The 20,375-nt window shown below is 64.4% G+C and carries 18 protein-coding genes; 1 reads left to right on the top strand and 17 read right to left on the bottom strand.

Annotation, left to right across the window (positions count from 1 at the left end; all coding sequences use genetic code 11):
• Positions 1-7: 7 nt before the first annotated feature.
• The 17 genes from C7449_RS10420 to C7449_RS10340 form a co-directional block, all read right to left on the bottom strand.
• The gene (locus tag C7449_RS10420) at positions 8-1,417 is read right to left on the bottom strand and encodes a pyridoxal phosphate-dependent decarboxylase family protein (RefSeq protein WP_108002760.1); all 1,410 of its coding nucleotides are present in this window, start codon (positions 1,415-1,417) and stop codon (positions 8-10) included.
• A 150-nt stretch (positions 1,418-1,567) separates the two neighbouring features.
• Positions 1,568-2,539 (bottom strand): lipoyl synthase, encoded by a 972-nt coding sequence (gene lipA / locus C7449_RS10415; protein ID WP_108002759.1) that lies wholly within the window; start codon positions 2,537-2,539, stop codon positions 1,568-1,570.
• Between the two features lie 38 nt (positions 2,540-2,577).
• On the bottom strand, positions 2,578-2,823 hold the full coding sequence (locus C7449_RS10410) for a GlsB/YeaQ/YmgE family stress response membrane protein (RefSeq protein WP_108002758.1): 246 nt from the start codon (positions 2,821-2,823) through the stop codon (positions 2,578-2,580).
• Positions 2,824-3,163: 340 nt separating this feature from the next.
• Complete coding sequence (gene lpdA / locus C7449_RS10405) at positions 3,164-4,609, bottom strand: dihydrolipoyl dehydrogenase (RefSeq protein WP_108002757.1); 1,446 nt, start codon at positions 4,607-4,609, stop codon at positions 3,164-3,166.
• A 229-nt stretch (positions 4,610-4,838) separates the two neighbouring features.
• Positions 4,839-5,480: an SGNH/GDSL hydrolase family protein gene (locus tag C7449_RS10400; RefSeq protein WP_108002756.1), complete on the bottom strand. Its 642-nt coding sequence runs from the start codon at positions 5,478-5,480 to the stop codon at positions 4,839-4,841.
• The gene (locus C7449_RS10395; RefSeq protein ID WP_108002755.1) at positions 5,477-5,914 is read right to left on the bottom strand and encodes an endonuclease domain-containing protein; all 438 of its coding nucleotides are present in this window, start codon (positions 5,912-5,914) and stop codon (positions 5,477-5,479) included. The genes C7449_RS10400 and C7449_RS10395 overlap by 4 nt, the downstream gene beginning before the upstream one ends.
• A gap of 79 nt (positions 5,915-5,993) precedes the next feature.
• Positions 5,994-7,346, bottom strand: a complete 1,353-nt coding sequence (locus C7449_RS10390; RefSeq protein ID WP_108002754.1) for a pyruvate dehydrogenase complex dihydrolipoamide acetyltransferase — start codon at positions 7,344-7,346, stop codon at positions 5,994-5,996.
• A 15-nt stretch (positions 7,347-7,361) separates the two neighbouring features.
• The gene (locus C7449_RS10385) at positions 7,362-8,717 is read right to left on the bottom strand and encodes a pyruvate dehydrogenase complex E1 component subunit beta (protein ID WP_407070386.1); all 1,356 of its coding nucleotides are present in this window, start codon (positions 8,715-8,717) and stop codon (positions 7,362-7,364) included.
• 58 nt (positions 8,718-8,775) lie between these two features.
• Positions 8,776-9,822 (bottom strand): pyruvate dehydrogenase (acetyl-transferring) E1 component subunit alpha, encoded by a 1,047-nt coding sequence (gene pdhA, locus C7449_RS10380; protein ID WP_108002752.1) that lies wholly within the window; start codon positions 9,820-9,822, stop codon positions 8,776-8,778.
• A 148-nt stretch (positions 9,823-9,970) separates the two neighbouring features.
• Positions 9,971-10,279 (bottom strand): FtsB family cell division protein, encoded by a 309-nt coding sequence (locus C7449_RS10375; RefSeq protein WP_108002751.1) that lies wholly within the window; start codon positions 10,277-10,279, stop codon positions 9,971-9,973.
• Positions 10,280-10,605: 326 nt separating this feature from the next.
• Positions 10,606-11,880, bottom strand: a complete 1,275-nt coding sequence (gene eno / locus C7449_RS10370; RefSeq protein WP_108002750.1) for a phosphopyruvate hydratase — start codon at positions 11,878-11,880, stop codon at positions 10,606-10,608.
• 130 nt (positions 11,881-12,010) lie between these two features.
• Positions 12,011-12,850, bottom strand: coding sequence for a 3-deoxy-8-phosphooctulonate synthase (gene kdsA / locus C7449_RS10365; RefSeq protein ID WP_108002749.1), 840 nt, complete (start codon positions 12,848-12,850; stop codon positions 12,011-12,013).
• A 1-nt stretch (position 12,851) separates the two neighbouring features.
• On the bottom strand, positions 12,852-13,742 hold the full coding sequence (locus C7449_RS10360; RefSeq protein ID WP_108002748.1) for a VOC family protein: 891 nt from the start codon (positions 13,740-13,742) through the stop codon (positions 12,852-12,854).
• A gap of 270 nt (positions 13,743-14,012) precedes the next feature.
• Entirely contained in the window at positions 14,013-15,641 is a 1,629-nt protein-coding gene (locus tag C7449_RS10355; protein ID WP_108002747.1) for a CTP synthase, read from the bottom strand.
• 146 nt (positions 15,642-15,787) lie between these two features.
• Positions 15,788-16,237, bottom strand: coding sequence for a preprotein translocase subunit SecG (gene secG / locus C7449_RS10350; RefSeq protein WP_108002746.1), 450 nt, complete (start codon positions 16,235-16,237; stop codon positions 15,788-15,790).
• A 97-nt stretch (positions 16,238-16,334) separates the two neighbouring features.
• On the bottom strand, positions 16,335-17,105 hold the full coding sequence (tpiA, locus tag C7449_RS10345) for a triose-phosphate isomerase (RefSeq protein ID WP_108002745.1): 771 nt from the start codon (positions 17,103-17,105) through the stop codon (positions 16,335-16,337).
• A 79-nt stretch (positions 17,106-17,184) separates the two neighbouring features.
• Positions 17,185-18,069, bottom strand: coding sequence for a dienelactone hydrolase family protein (locus C7449_RS10340; protein ID WP_108002744.1), 885 nt, complete (start codon positions 18,067-18,069; stop codon positions 17,185-17,187).
• A gap of 229 nt (positions 18,070-18,298) precedes the next feature.
• Between C7449_RS10340 and parE the strand changes: the two genes are divergently transcribed.
• Positions 18,299-20,362 carry a DNA topoisomerase IV subunit B gene (gene parE / locus C7449_RS10335; RefSeq protein WP_108002743.1) on the top strand — a complete coding sequence of 688 codons (2,064 nt, stop codon included), beginning with the start codon at positions 18,299-18,301 and terminating at the stop codon, positions 20,360-20,362.
• Positions 20,363-20,375: the final 13 nt, after the last annotated feature.

Below are 20,375 nucleotides of genomic sequence, written 5' to 3'. Positions count from 1 at the left end.
GAACCGCTCAGGCCATTCCCGAGGATACCCTTGCATAGGCCCCGAGGATCGCCTCCGCGGCCTGTTCGGCCTGGTCTTCGTCGGTCTGGTAGTTCGACACGGAAATCCGCATCACCTGGCGGCCACGCCACTCCGCACCGCCGACGAAGACCTGCCCCTCCTTCTGCAACAGCGCGATCACGTCCTGCGTCATGCGGTCCTGAGCATCCGGACCAAGGCCATCTCCAAACTGGACGATGGCCTGATTGAGTTGCACCCTGTTCAGCACGCGGATGCCTTTGCGAGCCGCGAGCATGCGGGCAATTTCGCCAGCGGCATGGCAGTTTCGCTCCACAAGCTCGGCAATGCCGCTGCGACCGAGATACTTGATCATGGCCCAGGTGGCAAAGCCGCGGGCGCGCCGCGACAGTTCCGGCACATAATGCGACGGGTCTCGTTCGCCGGCCTGCGCCAGCGGCAGATAGCTCGCGGCAATCGTCATCGCGCGGCGGTGCGCAAGCTCGTCCCGTACGATCGCGTAGCCGCAGTCGTAAGGCGTCTGCAGCCACTTGTGACCGTCCGTCGCCCAACTGTCGGCCAGGTCGACGGCCGCGGCAAGCGGGCGCTTGTCGGGACAGGCGCGCGCCCAAAGGCCGAAGGCGCCATCGACATGCACCCAGGCTCCCCTTGCCTTCGCGGCAGGGATCAGTTCGGCAAAATCGTCGAACGCGCCGGTATTGATCTGCCCGGCCTGCAGGATGGCAATGGCGGGCCCGTCGATGGTTGCCAGCCCCGCCACGAACGCATCCGGCCGGATGCGCCCCTCCCCGTCGGTGGCGATCCTGATCACCCGGTCCCGTCCGAGACCAAGGAACTGCAAGGCGGAAAACACGGTGGTATGCGCGTCGTCACCGATCAGCACGGTGATCGGTGGGGCTCCGAAAAGCCCCTGCGCATCGACATCCCAGCCCTTGTTGCGCAGCACTTCGCCGCGTGCCGCGGCGAGACAGGTGAAGTTTGCGACCGTGGCCCCCGTCACGAAACCGACGGAACTCTCCCGAGGCAAGTCGAGCAGTTCAAGCAGCCACCTGGCCGATATCGCCTCGGCCGCAGAGGCCGCCGGTGCGGCGGAATGGTTGCCGGCATTCTGTCCCCAGGCTGAGGTGAGCATGTCGGCTGCGACACCGACGGGATGCGAGCCCCCGATCACCCAACCGAAGAAGCGGGGGCCCGTCATCAGGTTCAGCCCGGGGTCCGCCCGCGCCACCAGTGCCTCGATGACGGCACGTGGCTCGGAGATGGTTTCTGGCAAGGGCTCCTCGAAAGCGTGCAACGCCGCCGCGTAATCCTCGCCGGGGCGATGCAGGCGATCGGAAACGGAATTGCGGAACCGGGCGGCCTCGTCTGCCGCCTGCCGGAACAGGGCCTCGATATCCATCCGCAGACTCCCTCGCGGACAAACCTGTGCCGCCTGCAAGAGCGACATCCATACCCTACGCCCGCAAACCGGGGCCGACAACCGCATCCACCAAATGGATGCGGGCCGCAGTCCTACAACCACGGCCCGCAGAAATGTCCGGATCGGAACCTATTCAGCCGCGAAGAGCAGCTTCTTTTCACGCGCCACTTTCAGCCGTGCGAAATCGTCGCCGGCGTGATGTGACGAGCGCGTCAGCGGGCTGGCGGAGACCATCAGGAAACCCTTGGTGTAGGCGACGGTCTCGTAGGACTTGAACTCCTCCGGCGTGACGAACCTCTCCACCTTGTGGTGCTTGCGGGTCGGCTGCAGGTACTGGCCGATCGTCAGGAAGTCGACGTCGGCCGTGCGCAGGTCGTCCATCAGCTGCAGCACTTCGTTGCGCTCCTCGCCGAGGCCGACCATGATGCCCGACTTGGTGAACATGGTCGGGTCCAGTTCCTTCACCCGCTGCAGGAGCCGGATCGAATGGAAGTACCGCGCTCCGGGGCGGACCGTCAGGTAATTGCCGGCAACGGTTTCCAGGTTGTGGTTGAAGACGTCCGGCTTGGCGGCGACGACGCGCTCCAGGGCGCCGGGCTTCTTCAGGAAGTCGGGGGTCAGGATCTCGATCGTCGTCGCCGGGGAAGCAGCACGGATCGCAAGGATCACCTTCTCGAAATGCTCGGCGCCGCCGTCGTCGAGGTCATCGCGATCCACCGAGGTGATGACGACGTGCGACAGGCCCATCTGCTTGACGGCCTTGGCGACGTTTTCGGGCTCGTCCTGATCGAGCGCGTTCGGCTTGCCGGTGGCAACGTTGCAGAAGGCGCAGGCGCGGGTACAGATCTCGCCCATGATCATGAAGGTGGCGTGCTTCTTGTCCCAGCACTCGCCGATATTGGGGCAGCCCGCTTCCTCGCAGACCGTCACCAGCTTGTTTTCCTTCACAATCGAGCGCGTCTCCTGATAGCCCTTCGAGACGGGCGCCTTGACGCGGATCCATTCGGGCTTGCGCAGCACTTCGGTGTCGGGGCGATGCGCCTTCTCCGGATGCCGCACGCGCGGCTCGCCGCCGTTAGTCCTGTCGAGAATGGTGACCATGAAAACCTGCCTTCAACCGCCAGTGCTTGCGGAAATCGTCAGCGCCTGACGAGTTTCGCGAGGAATAACAGAATGCAGGAGCCGACGAAACCCTGCACGAGGTAACCCAGCCAACCGCTGGCAACATGGATTCCGGCGCGATCAAAGATCGCGTTCGCCAGAACCGCGCCGACCATGCCGATGACGACGTTCATGAACACGCCAAATCGGATGTCCATCAGCTTGCCGGCAAGCCAACCGGCGACGCCGCCGATGATGATCCCCGCAATCCATCCCACCTGCATTCGAGCCTCCCTTCCCGTTCGTCCGTGCTGTGGGCGACTGCCCTTGCTAGTCGCGGTGAGGGAACACATTGGCACGCCGTGCCGCATCTCATCCTTCAGCCCGCATGTTGCACCAGCCAGCAACCCACCCACCGTCATGCCGGACTTGATCCGGCATCCAGACCGCGCAAGTCCTTGCGCGAACAGAGTACTTTCCGCGCCGCAGACGCGGCGCCGCTGGATCCCGGATCAAGTCCGGGATGACGGGAGCGATCGGGCCATCGCCATGCCCCTTCGCACGACTCTGGCAAGAAAGCTGCAGCCGACCAAAGGCGCAACCATCTCACCGGCCGCCCCCGCCTCAGGCGTTCAGCGCCCGCCCATAGGCGTCGAGCACGCTCTCCTTTATCGTCTCCGAGATCGTCGGGTGCGGGAAGATCGTGTGCATCAGCTCTTCCTCGGTCGTCTCCAGGTTCATGGCGACGACGAAGCCCTGGATCAGTTCGGTCACTTCGGCGCCGACCATGTGGGCGCCGAGCAGTTCACCGGTCTTCTTGTCGAAGATCGTCTTGACCATACCCTGGTCCTCGCCGAGCGCGATCGCCTTGCCATTGGCGGCGAAGGGGAAGCGGCCGACGCGGATGTCGCGGCCCTGCTCCTTCGCCTTGGCCTCGGTCAGCCCGACCGAGGCGACCTGCGGGTGGCAGTAGGTGCAGCCGGGGATCTTCAGCTTGTCCATCGGATGGACATTCGGCAGGCCGGCGATCTTCTCGACGCAGATCACCGCCTCGTGCTCGGCCTTGTGCGCCAGCATCGGCGGGCCGGCGACGTCGCCGATCGCGTATATGCCCGGCACGTTGGTCTTGCCATAACCGTCGATGGCGATGAAGCCGCGCTCGGTCTTGATGCCGAGCGCCTCCAGTCCGATGTTCTCGATGTTGGCCTGCACGCCGACGGCGGAGATCATCCGGTCAGCCAGGATCTTCTCGACCTTGCCGTCCTTCATCTCGACATGGGCGGTGATGGAATTTGCGACCTTCTCCACCTTGGTGACCTTGGCCTCCAGATGGATCTTCATGCCCTGCTTCTCGAACTGCTTCCTGGCGAACGCCGAGATTTCCGCATCCTCGACCGGCATGACGGTGGGCATCACCTCGACCACCGTTACGTCGACGCCAAGCGTGCGGTAGAACGAGGCGAACTCGATGCCGATCGCACCGGAGCCCATGACGAGCAGCGACTTCGGCATCTCCTCAGGCTTCATCGCCTCGAAATAGGTCCAGATCAGCTTGCCGTCCGGCTCGATGCCGGGCAGCGCGCGCGGGCGAGCGCCGGTGGCGATGATGATGTGCTTGGCGCTGTAGGTGCCTTCCGGCAGCACGTTCTTCGGTAGCGGCGCCTGCGGCTCGACCGGCTTCTTCGAGGACTTGGAGACGACAATCTCGCCGGGCTTCGTCAGCTTCGCCTCGCCCCAGATAATGTCGATCTTATTCTTCTTCATCAAAAAGCCGACGCCGCCATTCATCCGCTGGGCGATACCGCGCGAGCGGGCGACGATCGCCTTCAGGTCCGGCGTCACCGTGCCGTCGATCTTGATGCCGTAATCGCCCGGATGCCGGGCGTAGTGGAAGATCTCCGCGGAACGCAGCAGCGCCTTGGTCGGGATGCAGCCCCAGTTGGAGCAGATGCCGGCCAGGTGCTCGCGCTCGACGATCGCCGTCTTGAGGCCGAGCTGGGCGGCGCGGATGGCGGCGATATAACCGCCCGGACCCGAGCCGATAACAATGACGTCGTAGGCATTCGCCATGAGCGCTTCCACTCCTCTTGTCGTTTTGCGCGGCTGCATCCCGAGAGAAAACACCCGCTGTTGTCTTCAGGAGCGGAAAGCGTGATCTCCGTCCCTTGGGGGGCGTTTCCGCGGCTTGCGCCCGCGTCCGCATCCCGTGGTTTTCATCCTTGAGCCGCAGCCGCTGCTTTGCGCATTTCCGTCATGCGAAAGGCATCGGCGGGTTCAAACTCCATCTCGGCCTGATAGATCAAAGCCCGAGCATCATGCGAACAATCGGCTCCAGCCCGCGACCGATCGCCCGTGTGTTCTCCGCATCCAGATGCACGCCGTCGAGCGGTGTCGTCCGCGCCACCGAGCCAGCATCGAAAAAGCCGCAGCCCTTCTCGTCGGCCAGGTCGGCATAGAGCGTCGCCAGCATCGCCGACTGCTCGACGCCGCCGGCAAACATTGCCGCAAAGGCGGTGTTGGCCGTTTCGCAGAGCGGCGGCGGCGCGACGATCAGGATGTCCGGACGTTCCTCGCTGTCGAACGACCAGGCATGATGACGCACCAGCTCAACCAGCCGCTCCATGCCCTGCACCGCACCGAAGGCCGTCCCACAGAGCGCAGGCTTCATGTCGTTGGTGCCGAGCAGGATGATGACGAGGTCGATCGGGTCATGACTGTGCAGGATGGTCGGCAGGATGCGCGTGCCATTGCGGTCGCAGTCGGCGAGATGATCGTCGTAGGCGGTGGTCCGGCCGTTCAGCCCTTCGGCGATCACCTGCACGTCCGGCCCGAGCGCCTTCTGCAAGACGCTCGGCCAACGGTCCTGCGGCGCGTGGCGACCGAGCGTCTCCGCGTCATAGCCCCAGGTGAGGCTGTCGCCATAGCAGAGGACCGTTTTCATGCAGAGGCTCCTCGTACCCCTCCCCCTTGCGGGGAGGGGCTAGGGGTGGGGGTGTATCGCCCGAGCTCGACCGTTATCGTTCTAAGAACGGCTTTCATATCCAGCATCACATCACGGTTCTTGATTCGAATGACCCGAAACTCCTGAGCCCGAAGAAAGGCATCACGTTCGGCATCACGCCTCTTTTGTTGTGGGTCCGCATGAACCTCGCCATCCACTTCAATGATGAGACGTCTGCCCATGCAAACGAAATCCGCTACGTAACCACCTATCGGCACCTGACGTCGGAAATGCGTGCCCGGCACCTCCGGCAATTCTTTACGAAGGGCAGTCCAGAGCCGACGTTCAGCGGCAGTCAAGGACCGGCGCAAGTGCGGCGCGTTCCTTATGGCCTCGCGGCTGGCTGGCTTCGGATTCTCACGATTCCACGCCATGGCGGCAGTCTCACCCACGTCGGCACCCCCACCCGTCCGCTGCGCGGACACCCTCCCCGCAAGGGGGAGGGAAACGGCATTAGACCAGCATCCCCATCGGGTTTTCGATGTAGCGCTTGAAGGCCTGCAGCAGTTCGGCCCCGAGCGCGCCGTCGACGCAGCGGTGGTCGGTCGACAGCGTCACCGTCATCGCCTGGACGATGGCCATCTGGCCGTTCTTCACGACGACGCGCTCCTCGCCGGCGCCGACCGCGAGGATCGTCGCATGCGGCGGGTTGATGACGGCGGCGAAATTCTTCACGCCCATCATGCCCATGTTGGAGACCGAGGTCGTGCCGCCCTGGTACTCTTCCGGCTTCAGCTTGCGTTCCTTGGCCCGCTTGCCGAGGTCCTTCATCTCGTTGGAGATGGCCGAGAGGCTCTTCGTTTCCGCGTGGCGCACGATCGGGGTGATCAGCCCGCCCGGGATCGACACGGCGACGCCGACATCCGAATGCTTGTGCTTGACCATCGCGGACTCGGTCCAGGAGACGTTGGCGTCCGGCACGTCGCGCAACGCCAGCGCCATGGCCTTGATGACCATGTCATTGACCGAGAGCTTGTAGGCCGGCTTGCCGTCCTTCTCGAGGGCGGCGGCATTGATCTGCGCGCGCAGCGCCATCAGCGCGTCGAGCTCGCAATCGACCGAGACGTAGAAGTGAGGCACGGTCTGCTTGGACTCGACGAGGCGGCGGGCGATCGTCTTGCGCATGCCGTCATGCGGCACGAGCTCGTAGGAGCCTTCCTCGAACAGCTTGAGCACCGCCTCGTCGGACGGTCCCTTGGCGAGCGCTGCCGGTGCAGCGGCTGGCGCCGCGGCGGCCTGCTTTACGCCACCACCGGCGACGGCAGCCTCGATGTCGGCCTTGACGACGCGGCCATGCGGACCTGAACCAGCGACGGCTGCAATGTCGATGCCGGCTTCCCTGGCAAGACGACGGGCCAGCGGCGAGGAGAAGGTGCGGTTGCCGTCCGACTTCGCCGGAGCGGCAACGGGCGCCGCAGGCGCAGAAACCGCGGCCGGTGCGCTCGGTGCGGCCTTTGCCGGGGGCGGCGCGCTCGGTGCCGGGGCCGCCGCGGGTGCGGCCGCTTCCGCCTTCGGTGCCGGAGCTCCGCTGCCGGCAGCACTGGCGGCTGCCTTGACGTCCTCGCCATCGGCGGCAAGCACCGCGATCAGCGAATTGACCTTGACGCCTTCGGTACCGGCCGGAACGACGATCTTGGCAATCGTGCCCTCATCAACGGCTTCCACTTCCATGGTCGCCTTGTCGGTCTCGATCTCGGCGATGACGTCGCCGGACTTGATCTTGTCGCCTTCCTTGACGAGCCACTTGGAGAGGTTGCCCTCCTCCATGGTCGGCGACAGGGCGGGCATGGTGATGTTGATCGGCATGTCTCCGCCCTCCCCTTACCTGTAGCAGACGGTCTTGACCGCCTCGACGACTTCGCCGACGCTCGGAAGCGCCAGCTTCTCGAGGTTGGCGGCATACGGCATCGGCACGTCCTTGCCGGCGATCGTCAGGATCGGCGCGTCGAGATAGTCGAAGGCCTGCTGCATGACGCGGGTGGCGATCTCGGTGCCGACCGAACTCTGCGGGAACCCTTCCTCGACGGTGACGAGGCGGCCGGTCTTCTTGACCGATTCAATGACCGTCGGCAGGTCCATCGGCCGGATGGTGCGCAGGTCGATCAGTTCGACGTCGATGCCTTCCTTCTCCAGTTCAGCGACAGCCTTCGTGGCGTAGGTCATGCCGATGCCGAACGAGACGATGGTGGCATCCTTGCCGGGGCGATGGATGCGGGCCTTGCCGATCGGCAGCACGAAATCATCAAGCTTCGGCACATCGAAATGCTGGCCGTAGAGGATCTCGTTTTCGAGGAAGATGACCGGGTTCGGGTCGCGGATCGCAGCCTTCAGCAGGCCCTTGGCGTCAGCCGCAGTATAGGGCATGACGACCTTGAGGCCGGGGATGTGGCTGTACCAGGCGGCATAGCACTGCGAGTGCTGGGCGGCGACGCGCGCAGCCGCGCCGCTCGGACCGCGGAACACGATCGGCGCGCCCATCTGGCCGCCCGACATGTAGAGCGTCTTTGCCGCCGAGTTGACGATCTGGTCGATCGCCTGCATGGCGAAGTTGAAGGTCATGAACTCGACGATCGGCTTCAGCCCGGCAAAGGCCGCACCGACACCGACGCCGGCGAAACCGTGCTCGGTTATCGGCGTGTCGATGACGCGGTTTGCGCCGAATTCCTGCAGGAGCCCCTGCGTGATCTTGTAGGCGCCCTGGTACTCGGCCACTTCCTCGCCCATGACGAAAACGTCGGCGTCGCGGCGCATCTCCTCGGCCATCGCGTCCCGAAGCGCCTCGCGCACGGTCATCGAGACCATTTCGGTGCCGGCAGGAATGTCCGAATCGGCGGCAACCGACGTGACCGGCTGCGCTGCAACGGCAGTTGCTGACGCAGCCGGCACGGCCTTGGGGGCAGCCGGCGCGTCGTCGACCTTGACCGGCTGCACCTTTTCCTCGCCGACGCCCTTGCCGAGCTGATCGACGTCTTCGCCATCAGCCGCAAGCACGGCGATCAGCGCATTGACCTTGACGTTTTCGGTGCCTGCCGGAACGACGATCTTGGCGATCGTCCCTTCGTCGACGGCTTCCACCTCCATGGTGGCCTTGTCGGTTTCAATCTCGGCGATCACGTCGCCGGCCCTGACGGCGTCGCCTTCGTTCTTGAGCCACTTGGACAGCGTGCCCTCTTCCATCGTCGGCGACAGGGCGGGCATGAGAATATCGATCGGCATGTTGGTTCCTCCGCCCGGATCAGATCAGAATGTCGGTGTAGAGCTCGGATGCATCCGGCTCCGGATCGGACTGGGCGAAGTCGGCGCTGTCGGCAACGATGTCGCGCACTTCCTTGTCGATCTGCTTCAGTTCGTCCTCGGTGGCCCAGCCCTTCTCCAGCAGGCGCGCACGCACCTGTTCGATCGGGTCGTGCTCGGAGCGCATCTTCTGCACCTCGTCCTTGGAGCGGTATTTCGCCGGGTCGGACATCGAGTGGCCGCGATAGCGGTAGGTGAGCATCTCGAGGATGATCGGACCCTTGCCCGAGCGGCAATGTGCGACCGCCTCGTCGGCCGCGGCCTTGACCGCGCGCACGTCCATGCCGTCGACCTGGTAGCCCGGGATGTTGAAAGAGGCGCCGCGCTGGGAGAAGTCGGTCTGGGCGGAAGCGCGCGAAACCGAAGTGCCCATGGCGTAGCGGTTGTTCTCGATGATGTAGACCACCGGCAGCTTCCACAACGCCGCCATGTTGAAGCTCTCGTAGACCTGGCCCTGGTTGGCGGCGCCATCGCCGAAATAGGCGAGCGAGACGTTGTCGTTGCCGCGGTACTTGTTGGCGAAGGCAAGACCGGTGCCGAGCGACACCTGCGCGCCGACGATGCCGTGGCCGCCGTAAAAATGCTTCTCCTTGGAGAACATGTGCATCGAGCCGCCCTTGCCCTTGGAAAGGCCGCCGCGGCGTCCGGTCAGCTCCGCCATCACCCCGCGCGCGCTCATGCCGCAAGCCAGCATGTGGCCGTGGTCGCGGTAGCCGGTGATGACCTGATCACCTTCCTTCAGCGCCAGCTGCATGCCGACGACCACGGCTTCCTGGCCGATATAGAGGTGACAGAAGCCGCCGATGAAGCCCATGCCGTAAAGCTGGCCGGCCTTTTCCTCGAAACGCCGGATCAGCAGCATCTCGCGGTAGGCTTGAAGGTCGTCTTCCTTGGAAAATTCGGCGATGGTGCCGCCGTTGAAGTCTTTCTTGACAGGCTTTGCCGCACTCTTGCGGCTCGATACGGACGCGGTCTTGCGCGGAGCCATACAGTCCTCCCCGGGTTATGCCTTTTGACAAACCATAGGGGAACGGAGGCGCGGGAGCAATGCCATAAATGCATGGCTCGCATTCCGCGCAAGCAGTTGATACTACGTGTCTATTCTAGATTAACCTGATTTCGGTTAATTGAGCAGATCAATGGAAAATGACGATCTCGTCGCTTCGCGACATGTTGAGCGCAAAGCGTGCCTTCTCGTCCAGCATGTCCCGTTCGAGCGAGCCGTCGCTCATCAGCGCGACCTCACGTTCCAGCCGCTTGCGCTCTTCGACGAGCACATCCAGGCGCGCCTGGCGGGTGATCCGAGTGCGCTCGAACCGCTCCATCGCCCGCAACCCGAAGTCGCCATGCACCGAATGATAGCTGAAATAGGAGAGAAACGCGACGGTGATCGCCGGCACGACGAACCGGCCGAGCCGGCGTTTCTTGTGATGTTTGGTCCACATGAAGGAGCCCCGATACGCAGTACGGGCTCACTGTAGCGCCGATCAGTTAACCGAGCGTTGACCATGACGGCGAGGAAGCGGGGAGACAGCGCCCTCATCCGCCTCTGCGGGCACCGCTGCAAGCCGGGCAACACCGGCAAGCTGCGTCGGGCATCCGACGCCGAAAGCTGACGAGAAACAATTGGCTCTCACCGGATCTGGGTCAGGCCGCCAAAGAACCGCGACCCGCCCATGAAGATCGAATCCTCTCTCCCCGTCGGCCAGGAGAGGGTTCAGGCACGGGGCTGGCCGACCGCCTCCGGGGTCGGCCAGCCCCGACTGAAGAATCAACCGCGCAGGATCGAGCGGCCGGCGTACTTTGCCTGCGGCCCCAGCTGCTCCTCGATGCGGATCAGCTGGTTGTACTTGGCGGTGCGGTCGGAGCGGGCGAGCGACCCGGTCTTGATCTGGCCGCAGTTGGTGGCGACGGCGAGGTCGGCGATCGTCGAATCCTCGGTCTCACCCGAACGGTGCGACATGACCGCGGTGTAGCGCGCCTTGTGGGCGGTCTCGACCGCGTCGAGCGTCTCGGAGAGCGAGCCGATCTGGTTGACCTTGACGAGGATCGAGTTGCCGACGCCCATCTTGATGCCGTCGCGCAGGCGGGCGGAGTTGGTCACGAACAGATCGTCGCCGACGAGCTGCACCTTGCCGCCGATCTTGTCGGTCAGCAGTTTCCAGCCGTCCCAGTCGTCCTCGGCCATGCCGTCCTCGATCGAGAAGATCGGGTACTTGGCGCAGAGTTCGGCAAGATAGTCGGCCATGGCGCCCGGCTCGAGCGTGCGGCCCTCGCCTTCAAGCATATACTTGCCGTCCTTGAAGAACTCGGTCGAAGCGCAGTCGAGCGCGATGTGGATGTCATCGCCGGGCTTGTAGCCGGCCATCTCGATCGACTTCATGATGAAGTCGAGAGCGGCGGGCGCAGATTCCAGATTGGGGGCAAAGCCGCCCTCGTCGCCGACATTGGTGTTGAAGCCGCCGGCGGAAAGCTGCTTCTTCAGCGTGTGGAACACCTCCGAGCCCATGCGGACGGCGTCGCGGATCGTTTCGGCGCCGACCGGCACGATCATGAACTCCTGGAAGTCGATCGGATTGTCGGCATGGGCGCCGCCGTTGATGATGTTCATCATCGGAACCGGAAGGACGCGGGCGTTCGGACCGCCGACGTAGCGGTAGAGCGGCAGGCCGGCCGCTTCGGCGGCAGCCTTGGCGACGGCGAGCGAGACGCCGAGGATGGCGTTGGCGCCAAGCCGCGACTTGTTCGGCGTGCCGTCGAGCTCGATCATCGTCTGGTCGATCTGGATCTGGTCCTCGGCGTCGAGACCGCCGATCGCCTCGAAGATTTCGCCATTGACCGCGGCGACGGCGTTTTCCACACCCTTGCCGAGATAGCGGCTGCCGCCGTCGCGCAGTTCCACGGCCTCATGGGCGCCGGTGGAGGCACCGGAGGGAACGGCGGCGCGGCCAAAGCTGCCGTCTTCAAGGTGGACGTCCACTTCGACCGTCGGGTTGCCGCGGCTGTCGAGGATTTCACGGCCGATGATGTCGATGATTGCGGTCATGGTTCTCTTCCCTGGTTAGGAGCTGTGTCAGCGATAATCCAACGATCAGGTCTGCCTGATCGACCAAATGAAATTGCGCGATCACGTGCCGGGATTACCGCGGCCTCGTGACACCCTGTTGATGCGGCGCTCAGGCCTTTGCCACGGCGTCGAACGCCAGGAGTTTCTCAAGCAGCCGTGGCATGTCCTGCAACGGCACCATGTTCGGACCGTCCGAGGGCGCATTGTCAGGATCCTGGTGCGTCTCGATGAACACGCCGGCGACCCCCACGGCGACCGCCGCGCGTGCCAGCGTCTCGACGAATTCGCGCTGGCCGCCGGAAGAGCCGCCCTGCCCGCCCGGCTGCTGCACGGAATGGGTCGCATCGAAGACGACCGGGGCGCCGAGCGAGGCCATGATCGGCAGCGAGCGCATGTCGGAGACCAGCGTGTTGTAGCCGAATGAAGCGCCGCGCTCACACAGAAGCACGTTCGGATTGCCGCTCTCGGTGAATTTCGCCAGCACGTTCTTCATGTCCCATGGCGCCAGGAACTGGCCCTTCTTGACATTGATGACGCGGCCGGTCTTGGCGGCGGCAACCAGAAGGTCTGTCTGCCGCGACAGGAAGGCGGGGATCTGCAGGATGTCGACGACCGACGAAACCAGATCGCACTGCTCCTCGGTGTGGATGTCGGTCAGCACCGGAAAGCCGAATTCCTTCTTAAGGTCGGCAAAGATCTCCAGGGTCTTCTCGAGCCCGATGCCGCGCTTGCCGGACAGCGACGTCCGGTTGGCCTTGTCGAACGAGGACTTGTAGACCAGCCCGATCCCGAGCTTGCCGCAGAGCTGCTTCAACGTGCCGGCGATCATGAAGGCGTGATCGCGCGTTTCCATCTGGCAGGGGCCGGCAATCAGCGTCAGCCGTTCCGTCTGTGAAAACGTGACCTTGCCCGCGCCTTCTCCGGCGGTGACGACTGCATTGGCTTCCATGTCATTCTCCAAACACGAAGAGGGCGCCCTGCCCCGGCGCGGCAGCGACGATCAGGCGACCGAGCCGTTCCGAGAAGTCGATTGCATTATCTTCCAGATGCCGGCGGCAGCGGTTGAGGTCGGCAACCTTGAAGACCACCGCCTCTCCCTTGAGTCCGCGATCACCGGCTTTCGGCTCCACGCCATAGAAGGACCGCATCCCGGCGGAATCGAGCACGCTGATGCGGCCCCGCGGGGTGTCCACGCTCATGCTGAACGAGTGGGCCTCCACCTCGCGCTCGTCCGCCGCGGCCTGCAGCAGATACTGGAAATCGGTAGGGTTCTGCTCGGAAAGCACGACCTCGGCCAGCGCGACGACACCGTTGGCATGCTGCTGCAGAGAGGCCTCCCCGGCTGGCAGCGCGACGAGGCGCTGCGAGGCGAAGAAGAAGAAATCGGGGGCGCGCTGGTCGGCCGCAAAGGCCAGTCGGAAGCTGCCTGCGGCCCTGCCGCCGTCCGGCAACAGCATGTCCCGGGAAAATTCAAGAATTGGTCCGGCGGAAAAACCCTCCGCCGTGTAGCGCGCTTCGTCGCTGCGGGCGTCGTCCGTCGCCATGGCAATCGCCGAAAACCCGTCCGGGCCGCGACGGAAGCGGAAGGCCTGATCGCGCGCGACGAACACGTTACCTTCACGGGCCGCCGCCTCGCATTCTTCCCGGTTGGCAACGCCGAGCGGCTCCAGGTAGCTGCCATCCGGCAGAAACACGCAGCAGTTCTCGGTTCCGAACGGGTGGCGTGCGTCGGGGGCAACGGTAAAGCCCAGCCGCGACAACCGCGCCCTCGCCACGGCCAGGTCACAAACCGGCAGAACCAGATGGTCGATCGGTCGGGGCGTCCTTCGCGTCGCGTTCATGGCGGAGATCCGGGTATAGTCATCTGCCGGTGCTTTGCCCTTTTTGACCGGCCTTTGCAAGGGCGGGAGATTCGTGTCTCGGGTTCAGCGCGGCCGCACCATCTAAGCCGGGCACCGAAAATCGACGGGTCATCAGACCGTGTGTGCAAAGGCAACGTCCTGACGGGCGTCGTTCTATCGGCGGCCAGTTGAGGCCGTCCGGACACCGCCAACGTCAAAAAAAATCAAAAAACCCGGCATTGCGCCGGGTCTTCTTGCCTTGAGATAGGCTCACACCAGACGCGACTGCTCCAGCGCCGCCGCGATGAAGCTTGCAAACAGCGGATGCGGATCGAGCGGGCGGCTCTTGAGTTCCGGGTGGTACTGCACGCCGATGAACCAGGGATGGTCCGGATATTCGACCGTCTCCGGAAGCACGCCGTCCGGCGACATGCCGGAGAAGACCAGCCCACAGCTTTCGAGCCGGTCCTTGTAGTCGACGTTCACCTCGTAGCGGTGGCGATGCCGCTCGGAAATTTCGGTGGTCCCGTAGATGGCGGCGATCTTCGTGCCCGCCTTCAGCGCCGCACGATAGGCGCCAAGCCGCATCGTGCCGCCGAGGTCCCCCGAGGCCGAGCGCTTCTGCAACTCGTTGCCCTTCACCCACTCGGTCATCAGCCCGACGACCGGTTCGTCGGTCCGGCCGAACTCGGTCGAGGACGCCTTCTCGATGCCGGCGAGATTGCGAGCGGCCTCGACCACCGCCATCTGCATGCCGAAGCAGATGCCGAAATAGGGGACCTTGCGCTCGCGCGCGAACTTCGCCGCGCGGATCTTGCCTTCCGAGCCGCGCTCTCCGAAGCCGCCGGGAACGAGGATGCCGTGCACCTTCTCCAGATACGGCGCCGGATCCTCCTTCTCGAACACTTCCGACTCGATCCAGTCGAGCTTGACCTTCACGTGGTTGGCGATGCCACCGTGGTACAGCGCCTCGATCAGCGACTTGTAGGCATCCTTCAACCCGGTGTACTTGCCGACGATCGCGATCGTCACCTCGCCTTCCGGGGTCTTGATGCGGTCGGAAACCTCCTGCCAGGGCTCAAGGCGCGGCTTCGGTGCCGGTTCGATGCCAAAGGCAGCCAACACCTCGTCGTCGAGACCTTCCTTGTGATAGGCGAGCGGAACGTCGTAGATCGACGAGACGTCCAGCGCCTGGATAACGGCGGAGGGCCGCACGTTGCAGAACAGCGAGAGCTTCGTGCGCTCAGCCTCGGGAATCTCGCGATCGGCGCGCACCAGCAGGATGTGGGGATGGATGCCGAGCGCCTGCAGTTCCTTGACCGAATGCTGCGTCGGCTTGGTCTTCAACTCGCCCGCCGCCGGAATGTAGGGCATCAGAGTCAGATGGACATAGACGGCAGTGCCGCGCGGCAGATCGTTGCCGAGCTGGCGGATCGCCTCGATGAACGGCATCGCCTCGATGTCGCCGACCGTGCCGCCGATCTCGCAGATGACGAAGTCGTAGTCCTCGTTGCCGTCGGTGACGAAGTCCTTGATCTCGTTCGTGACGTGCGGGATGACCTGCACCGTCGCGCCCAGGTAGTCGCCACGGCGTTCCTTATCGATGATGTTCTTATAGATGCGGCCGGTGGTGATGTTGTCGGACTTGGTCGCCGAGCGCCCGGTGAAGCGCTCGTAATGGCCGAGGTCGAGGTCGGTCTCCGCGCCGTCGTCGGTGACGAACACCTCGCCATGCTGCGTCGGGCTCATCGTGCCCGGATCGACGTTGAGATAGGGGTCCAGCTTGCGAAGCCTGACCCGGTAACCGCGGGCCTGCAGCAACGCTCCGAGGGCAGCCGCTGCAATTCCCTTTCCGAGGGAGGAAACCACGCCGCCTGTGATGAATACATATCGCGCCATGGGAGTCACCGGATACCTTTTCACTCATGATTCCGCCACCGAAAAATTGCCCTGTGGAGCGATTTCGGTGAGGAACGTTTCTGTTCTGCACAAGAAGAAGGCCGGCGGGCTTGGCGCCTGCCGGCCGCGTCACGTCGTTACGTTCTTTACTGACCGGTCGGAACGTCGGTGCCCTGGCCGGTCGGCGCAGGCGCCTGGCCGCTCGGGGCGCCGGTGGAGGCTCCACCTTCGGTCGGCACCGCGTTGTTGTTCGCCGGTGCCGGTGCCGGAGCCGGCTGGTTCGTCGACGGCTTCGCTTCGCCGCCGAGCGAATCGAGCACGCCGTTGCCGTTACCGGTCGTGCCGGGGATGCGATCGAGAATGTCCGTCGGCTTCGACTCGTAGCGGGAAAGGATGCCCATGCCGAGCGCGAGCACGAAGAAAAGCGTGGCGAGGATTGCCGTGGTGCGAGTGAGCGCGTTCGCAGCACCCCGGGCCGACATGAAGCCGGAACCGCCGCCGATGCCGAGACCGCCGCCCTCGGACCGCTGGATCAGCACGATGCCGATCAGCGCCAAGACGACCATGAGATAGATGACAAGCAAGACGGTCTGCATTTTTCGAGAACCTTGCCCGGAGGCACAATTAAGGAGATTGGCGGCTCAATATACCAAGCCGCCGGTCATTCCAACCCCTTGCCGGCAATTCCCGGCGTCAGGCCGTCAATTCATCGTATGCGCGGTAGATGGCGAGGAAGTCTTCGGCTTTCAAGCTGGCGCCGCCGATCAGCGCGCCGTCGACATTCGCAACGCCCATCAACTCCCTGGCATTGCCCGGCTTCACCGATCCGCCGTAGAGGAGGCGCATCTTTGCGCCCTCGCCGCCGAACCGCGCCGTCAGTTCGCCGCGCATGAAAGCGTGCGCCTCGGCGACGTCGGCGGCCGTCGGCGTCAATCCGGTGCCGATCGCCCAAACCGGCTCGTAGGCGATCACCGTGTTTTCCGCCGTCGCGCCGTCCGGAACCGAGCCTGCAAGCTGGGTCTTGAGCACCTCGAGGGTCCTGCCCTCCTTGCGCTCGTCGCCCGTTTCGCCGATGCAGACGATTGCGACCAGATCGACAGCATGGGCGGCTTCCGCCTTGGCGCGGACCAGGGCGTCGCTCTCGCAGTGATCGGTACGGCGCTCGGAGTGGCCGACGATGACGTGGGTGCCGAAGCAATCGGCGATCATCTCGGCGGAGATATCGCCGGTATGGGCGCCCGAGGTCTTCTCGTGGCAATCCTGCGCGCCGATCATCAGCGGACTGTCGTCGCACAATGCGGTGGCGACATAAAGCAGCGTCGCCGGCGGACAGAGCAGCGTCTCGACCTTCTTCGAAAGCGGGCCCTTCACGCCTTCGGCCATCGCCTTGATCTGGTCGAGCGAGGCGCGGGTGCCGTTCATCTTCCAGTTTCCGGCCACGAGCGGGGTAACATCCGGGGTCATTTTGCCTCCCAAGGTAGGATCAGTGTGCTGCGACTAGCAAATCGCAGCGGAGTTTGTAAGGGCGATGCGCCGATTGACCTCACTGGGCGAAGATCCAGTTCAGCGTCTCGCGCCAATCGGTCATCCGCACCGGCGTTCCATGCGAGCCTGTCCGGAAAAGCACGAACTGGGTCGGCACCCCGGCCTTCAGAAGCGTCCTGAACAAGGCGATCTGCGCGTCGGCGGCATAAACCTTGTCCCGCTCGCCGTGCGTGAAATAGATCGGTAGCTTCGCCACGTAGGCGGCACTTTTCGTGTAGTCCGGATCGGTCGCCCCGCCCATCACCACCATGCCGGCAAGGTTAGCCACCGCCTGCGGATCCCGCGCGATCTGCCAGCAGATAAAGCTGCCCATCGAGGCGCAGGACAGCACGACCGGGGCGCCGGGCGCACGCTTGCGGGCTTCCGCGATCAGTCCGGCGATCGGCGCGGCGCCCGGTGCGTCGAAGCTCTTCACGCTTGCGGCGTAATAGACGCCGCCGTTGCGCATCGCCAGGTTCTTCAGCCGATTGAAGTTGCCGCCGAAACTCCAATCGTTGTTGCCAAGCCGCCGGTCGCCGCCGCGGCCGTGGATGAAGATGACCGTGAAGGCCGCTCCGTCCCTGCGTCCGGTCACCGCCACATCGAGCGGCCCGGCAGGTGTCTCGATCGTCAGGTTCTCCTGCTCGCGCTTGACGGCGGTGGAAACATAGGTCGCCTTGGCGCGTCGTTCCGGCACCTGGTCCCGGCCGTTTATGTCACGGAGTTCCTGGTAGTCGACGACGCGCAGCTTACCTCCATCTGCCGTTTCCAGGACCGATGGGTAGGCGAACAACTCGTCCTTCCACGGCTGCAGCGGCGCAGCAGCGGCGGCAGCCGGCAGCAGCAGCATGAATATTGCGGACAGAAGAAGCCAGGCGCGGCAATGAACTGTGGACTGAGGCATGTGGACCAGATCCCTTCGGGCGGGAAGTCTTGCCATCGCCGGTACGGCGGCGCAATCCTCGCCCCGGAAATTTGTCGGTGCAGCCATGGCCCCGCACGGGAACGAATCGCGAAAGCGGCCGAAGTCTGCCAAACTTGCACCGATTCGCCGCCCAGCCACGAAGGCTTGAAATTGCCCGCCGTCTCGGCCTATTCGGAAGGCCAAACCAGAACAAAGTCTGAACCGCTCGATGGACGACAACAACGACCTTTTCGCCAGCATGGCCAGTGCCTCCAATCCCGCCCCCGCCCAAGCCGAGACAAAACCGGCAACGGCGAGCGTCGAGCGTGCGCCTGCTCGCCCTGCCCAGGCGCCCGGCGAGGGCGGCAACTATGATGCGTCGGCAATCCGGGTTCTCGAAGGCCTGGAGCCCGTTCGGATGCGTCCGGGCATGTATATCGGCGGGACGGACGAAAAGGCCCTGCACCACCTCTTCGCCGAAGTGATCGACAACTCGATGGACGAAGCGGTCGCCGGACACGCCAACTTCATCGAAGTCCATCTCGATGCCGAAGGCTTCCTGACCGTCACCGACAACGGCCGCGGCATTCCGGTGGAAAACCATCCGCAGATGCCCGGCAAGTCGACGCTGGAAGTGATCCTCACCGTGCTGCACGCTGGCGGCAAGTTCGACGGCAAGGCCTATGAGACCTCCGGCGGTCTGCACGGCGTCGGCGTCTCCGTCGTCAACGCGCTGTCTGACCACCTCGAGGTCGAGGTCGCCCGCAACCGCAAGCTTTACCGCCAACGCTTTTCACGCGGGATTCCGCAGGGGCCGCTGGAAGAGGTCGGCGACATACAGAACCGGCGCGGCACGAAGGTCCGCTTCCATCCCGACCCGGAGATTTTCGGCCCGCACGCCCGCTTCGACCCGGCCCGCGTCTTCCGCATGGCGCGCTCCAAGGCCTATCTCTTCGGCGGCGTCGAGATTCGCTGGAGCTGCGATCCGTCGCTCTTGCAGGAAGGCTCCGAGACGCCGGAGAAGGCGGTCTTCCACTTCCCGGGTGGGCTCAAGGACTACCTGCAGGCCAACCTTGGCAAGGAATTTACCGTCACGCGCGAGATCTTTGCCGGCAAGACCGAAAAGTCCGGCGGCCACGGCGCGCTCGAATGGGCGGTGACCTGGTATGGCGGCGATTCGCTGATCCACTCCTATTGCAACACGATCCCGACGGCAGACGGCGGTACCCACGAGGCCGGGCTGCGGATCGCCCTGACCAAGGGCCTGAAGAATTATGCCGAGCTGACCCAGAACAAGCGCGCCTCGATCATCACCACCGACGACGTGATGATCTCTGCCGTCGGCATGCTGTCGGTCTTCATCCGCGAGCCGGAATTCGTCGGCCAGACGAAGGACAAGCTCGCCACCGTCGAGGCCCAGCGCATCGTCGAGAACGCACTGCGCGATCCCTTCGATCACTACCTGGCCGACAATCCGGCCGAGGCCGCCAAGCTGCTCGAATGGGTGATCGAGCGCGCCGAGGAACGGCTGCGCCGCCGCAAGGAGAAGGAAGTCAGCCGCAAGACGGCTGTTCGCAAGCTGCGCCTGCCCGGCAAGCTCGCCGATTGCTCGCAGAATTCCGCCGAGGGTGCCGAACTCTTCATCGTCGAGGGCGATTCGGCCGGTGGTTCAGCCAAGCAGGCGCGTAACCGCGCCAACCAGGCGATCCTGCCGCTGCGCGGCAAGATCCTCAACGTCGCCAGCGCCGGCCGCGAAAAGCTCGGGGCCAACCAGCAGATCGCCGACCTGGTCCAGGCGCTGGGCTGCGGGACCCGGTCGAAGTATCGCGAGGAAGACCTGCGCTACGAGCGCGTCATCATCATGACCGACGCCGACGTGGACGGGGCCCACATCGCCACCCTGCTGATCACCTTCTTCTATCAGGAGATGCCGGAACTGATCCGCGGCGGCCACCTCTATCTTGCCGTGCCGCCGCTCTACCGCATCAGCCAGGGTGCCAAGGTCGGCTACGCCCGCGACGACGCGCACCGCGAGGAACTGATGCGGACCGAATTTTCCGGCCGCGGCAAGGTCGAGATCGGCCGCTTCAAGGGCCTCGGCGAGATGCTGCCAGCGCAGTTGAAGGAAACGACGATGGACCCGGCCAAGCGCACGCTGCTGAAGGTTGAGATCGACGACATTGATTTCGAGGGCACGCGCGAGGCTGTCGACAATCTGATGGGCACGAAGGCGGATGCGCGCTTCCGCTTCATCCAGGAACGGGCGGCCTTCGCCGAAAACATCGACATCTGATCCGCACCGAGAC

Origin of the sequence: Mycoplana dimorpha (assembly GCF_003046475.1) — a bacterium.
GTDB classification, from domain to species: domain Bacteria; phylum Pseudomonadota; class Alphaproteobacteria; order Rhizobiales; family Rhizobiaceae; genus Mycoplana; species Mycoplana dimorpha.
The sequence above is the reverse complement of the archived record's forward strand: the minus strand, read 5'-3'. Positions and strand labels throughout refer to the sequence as shown.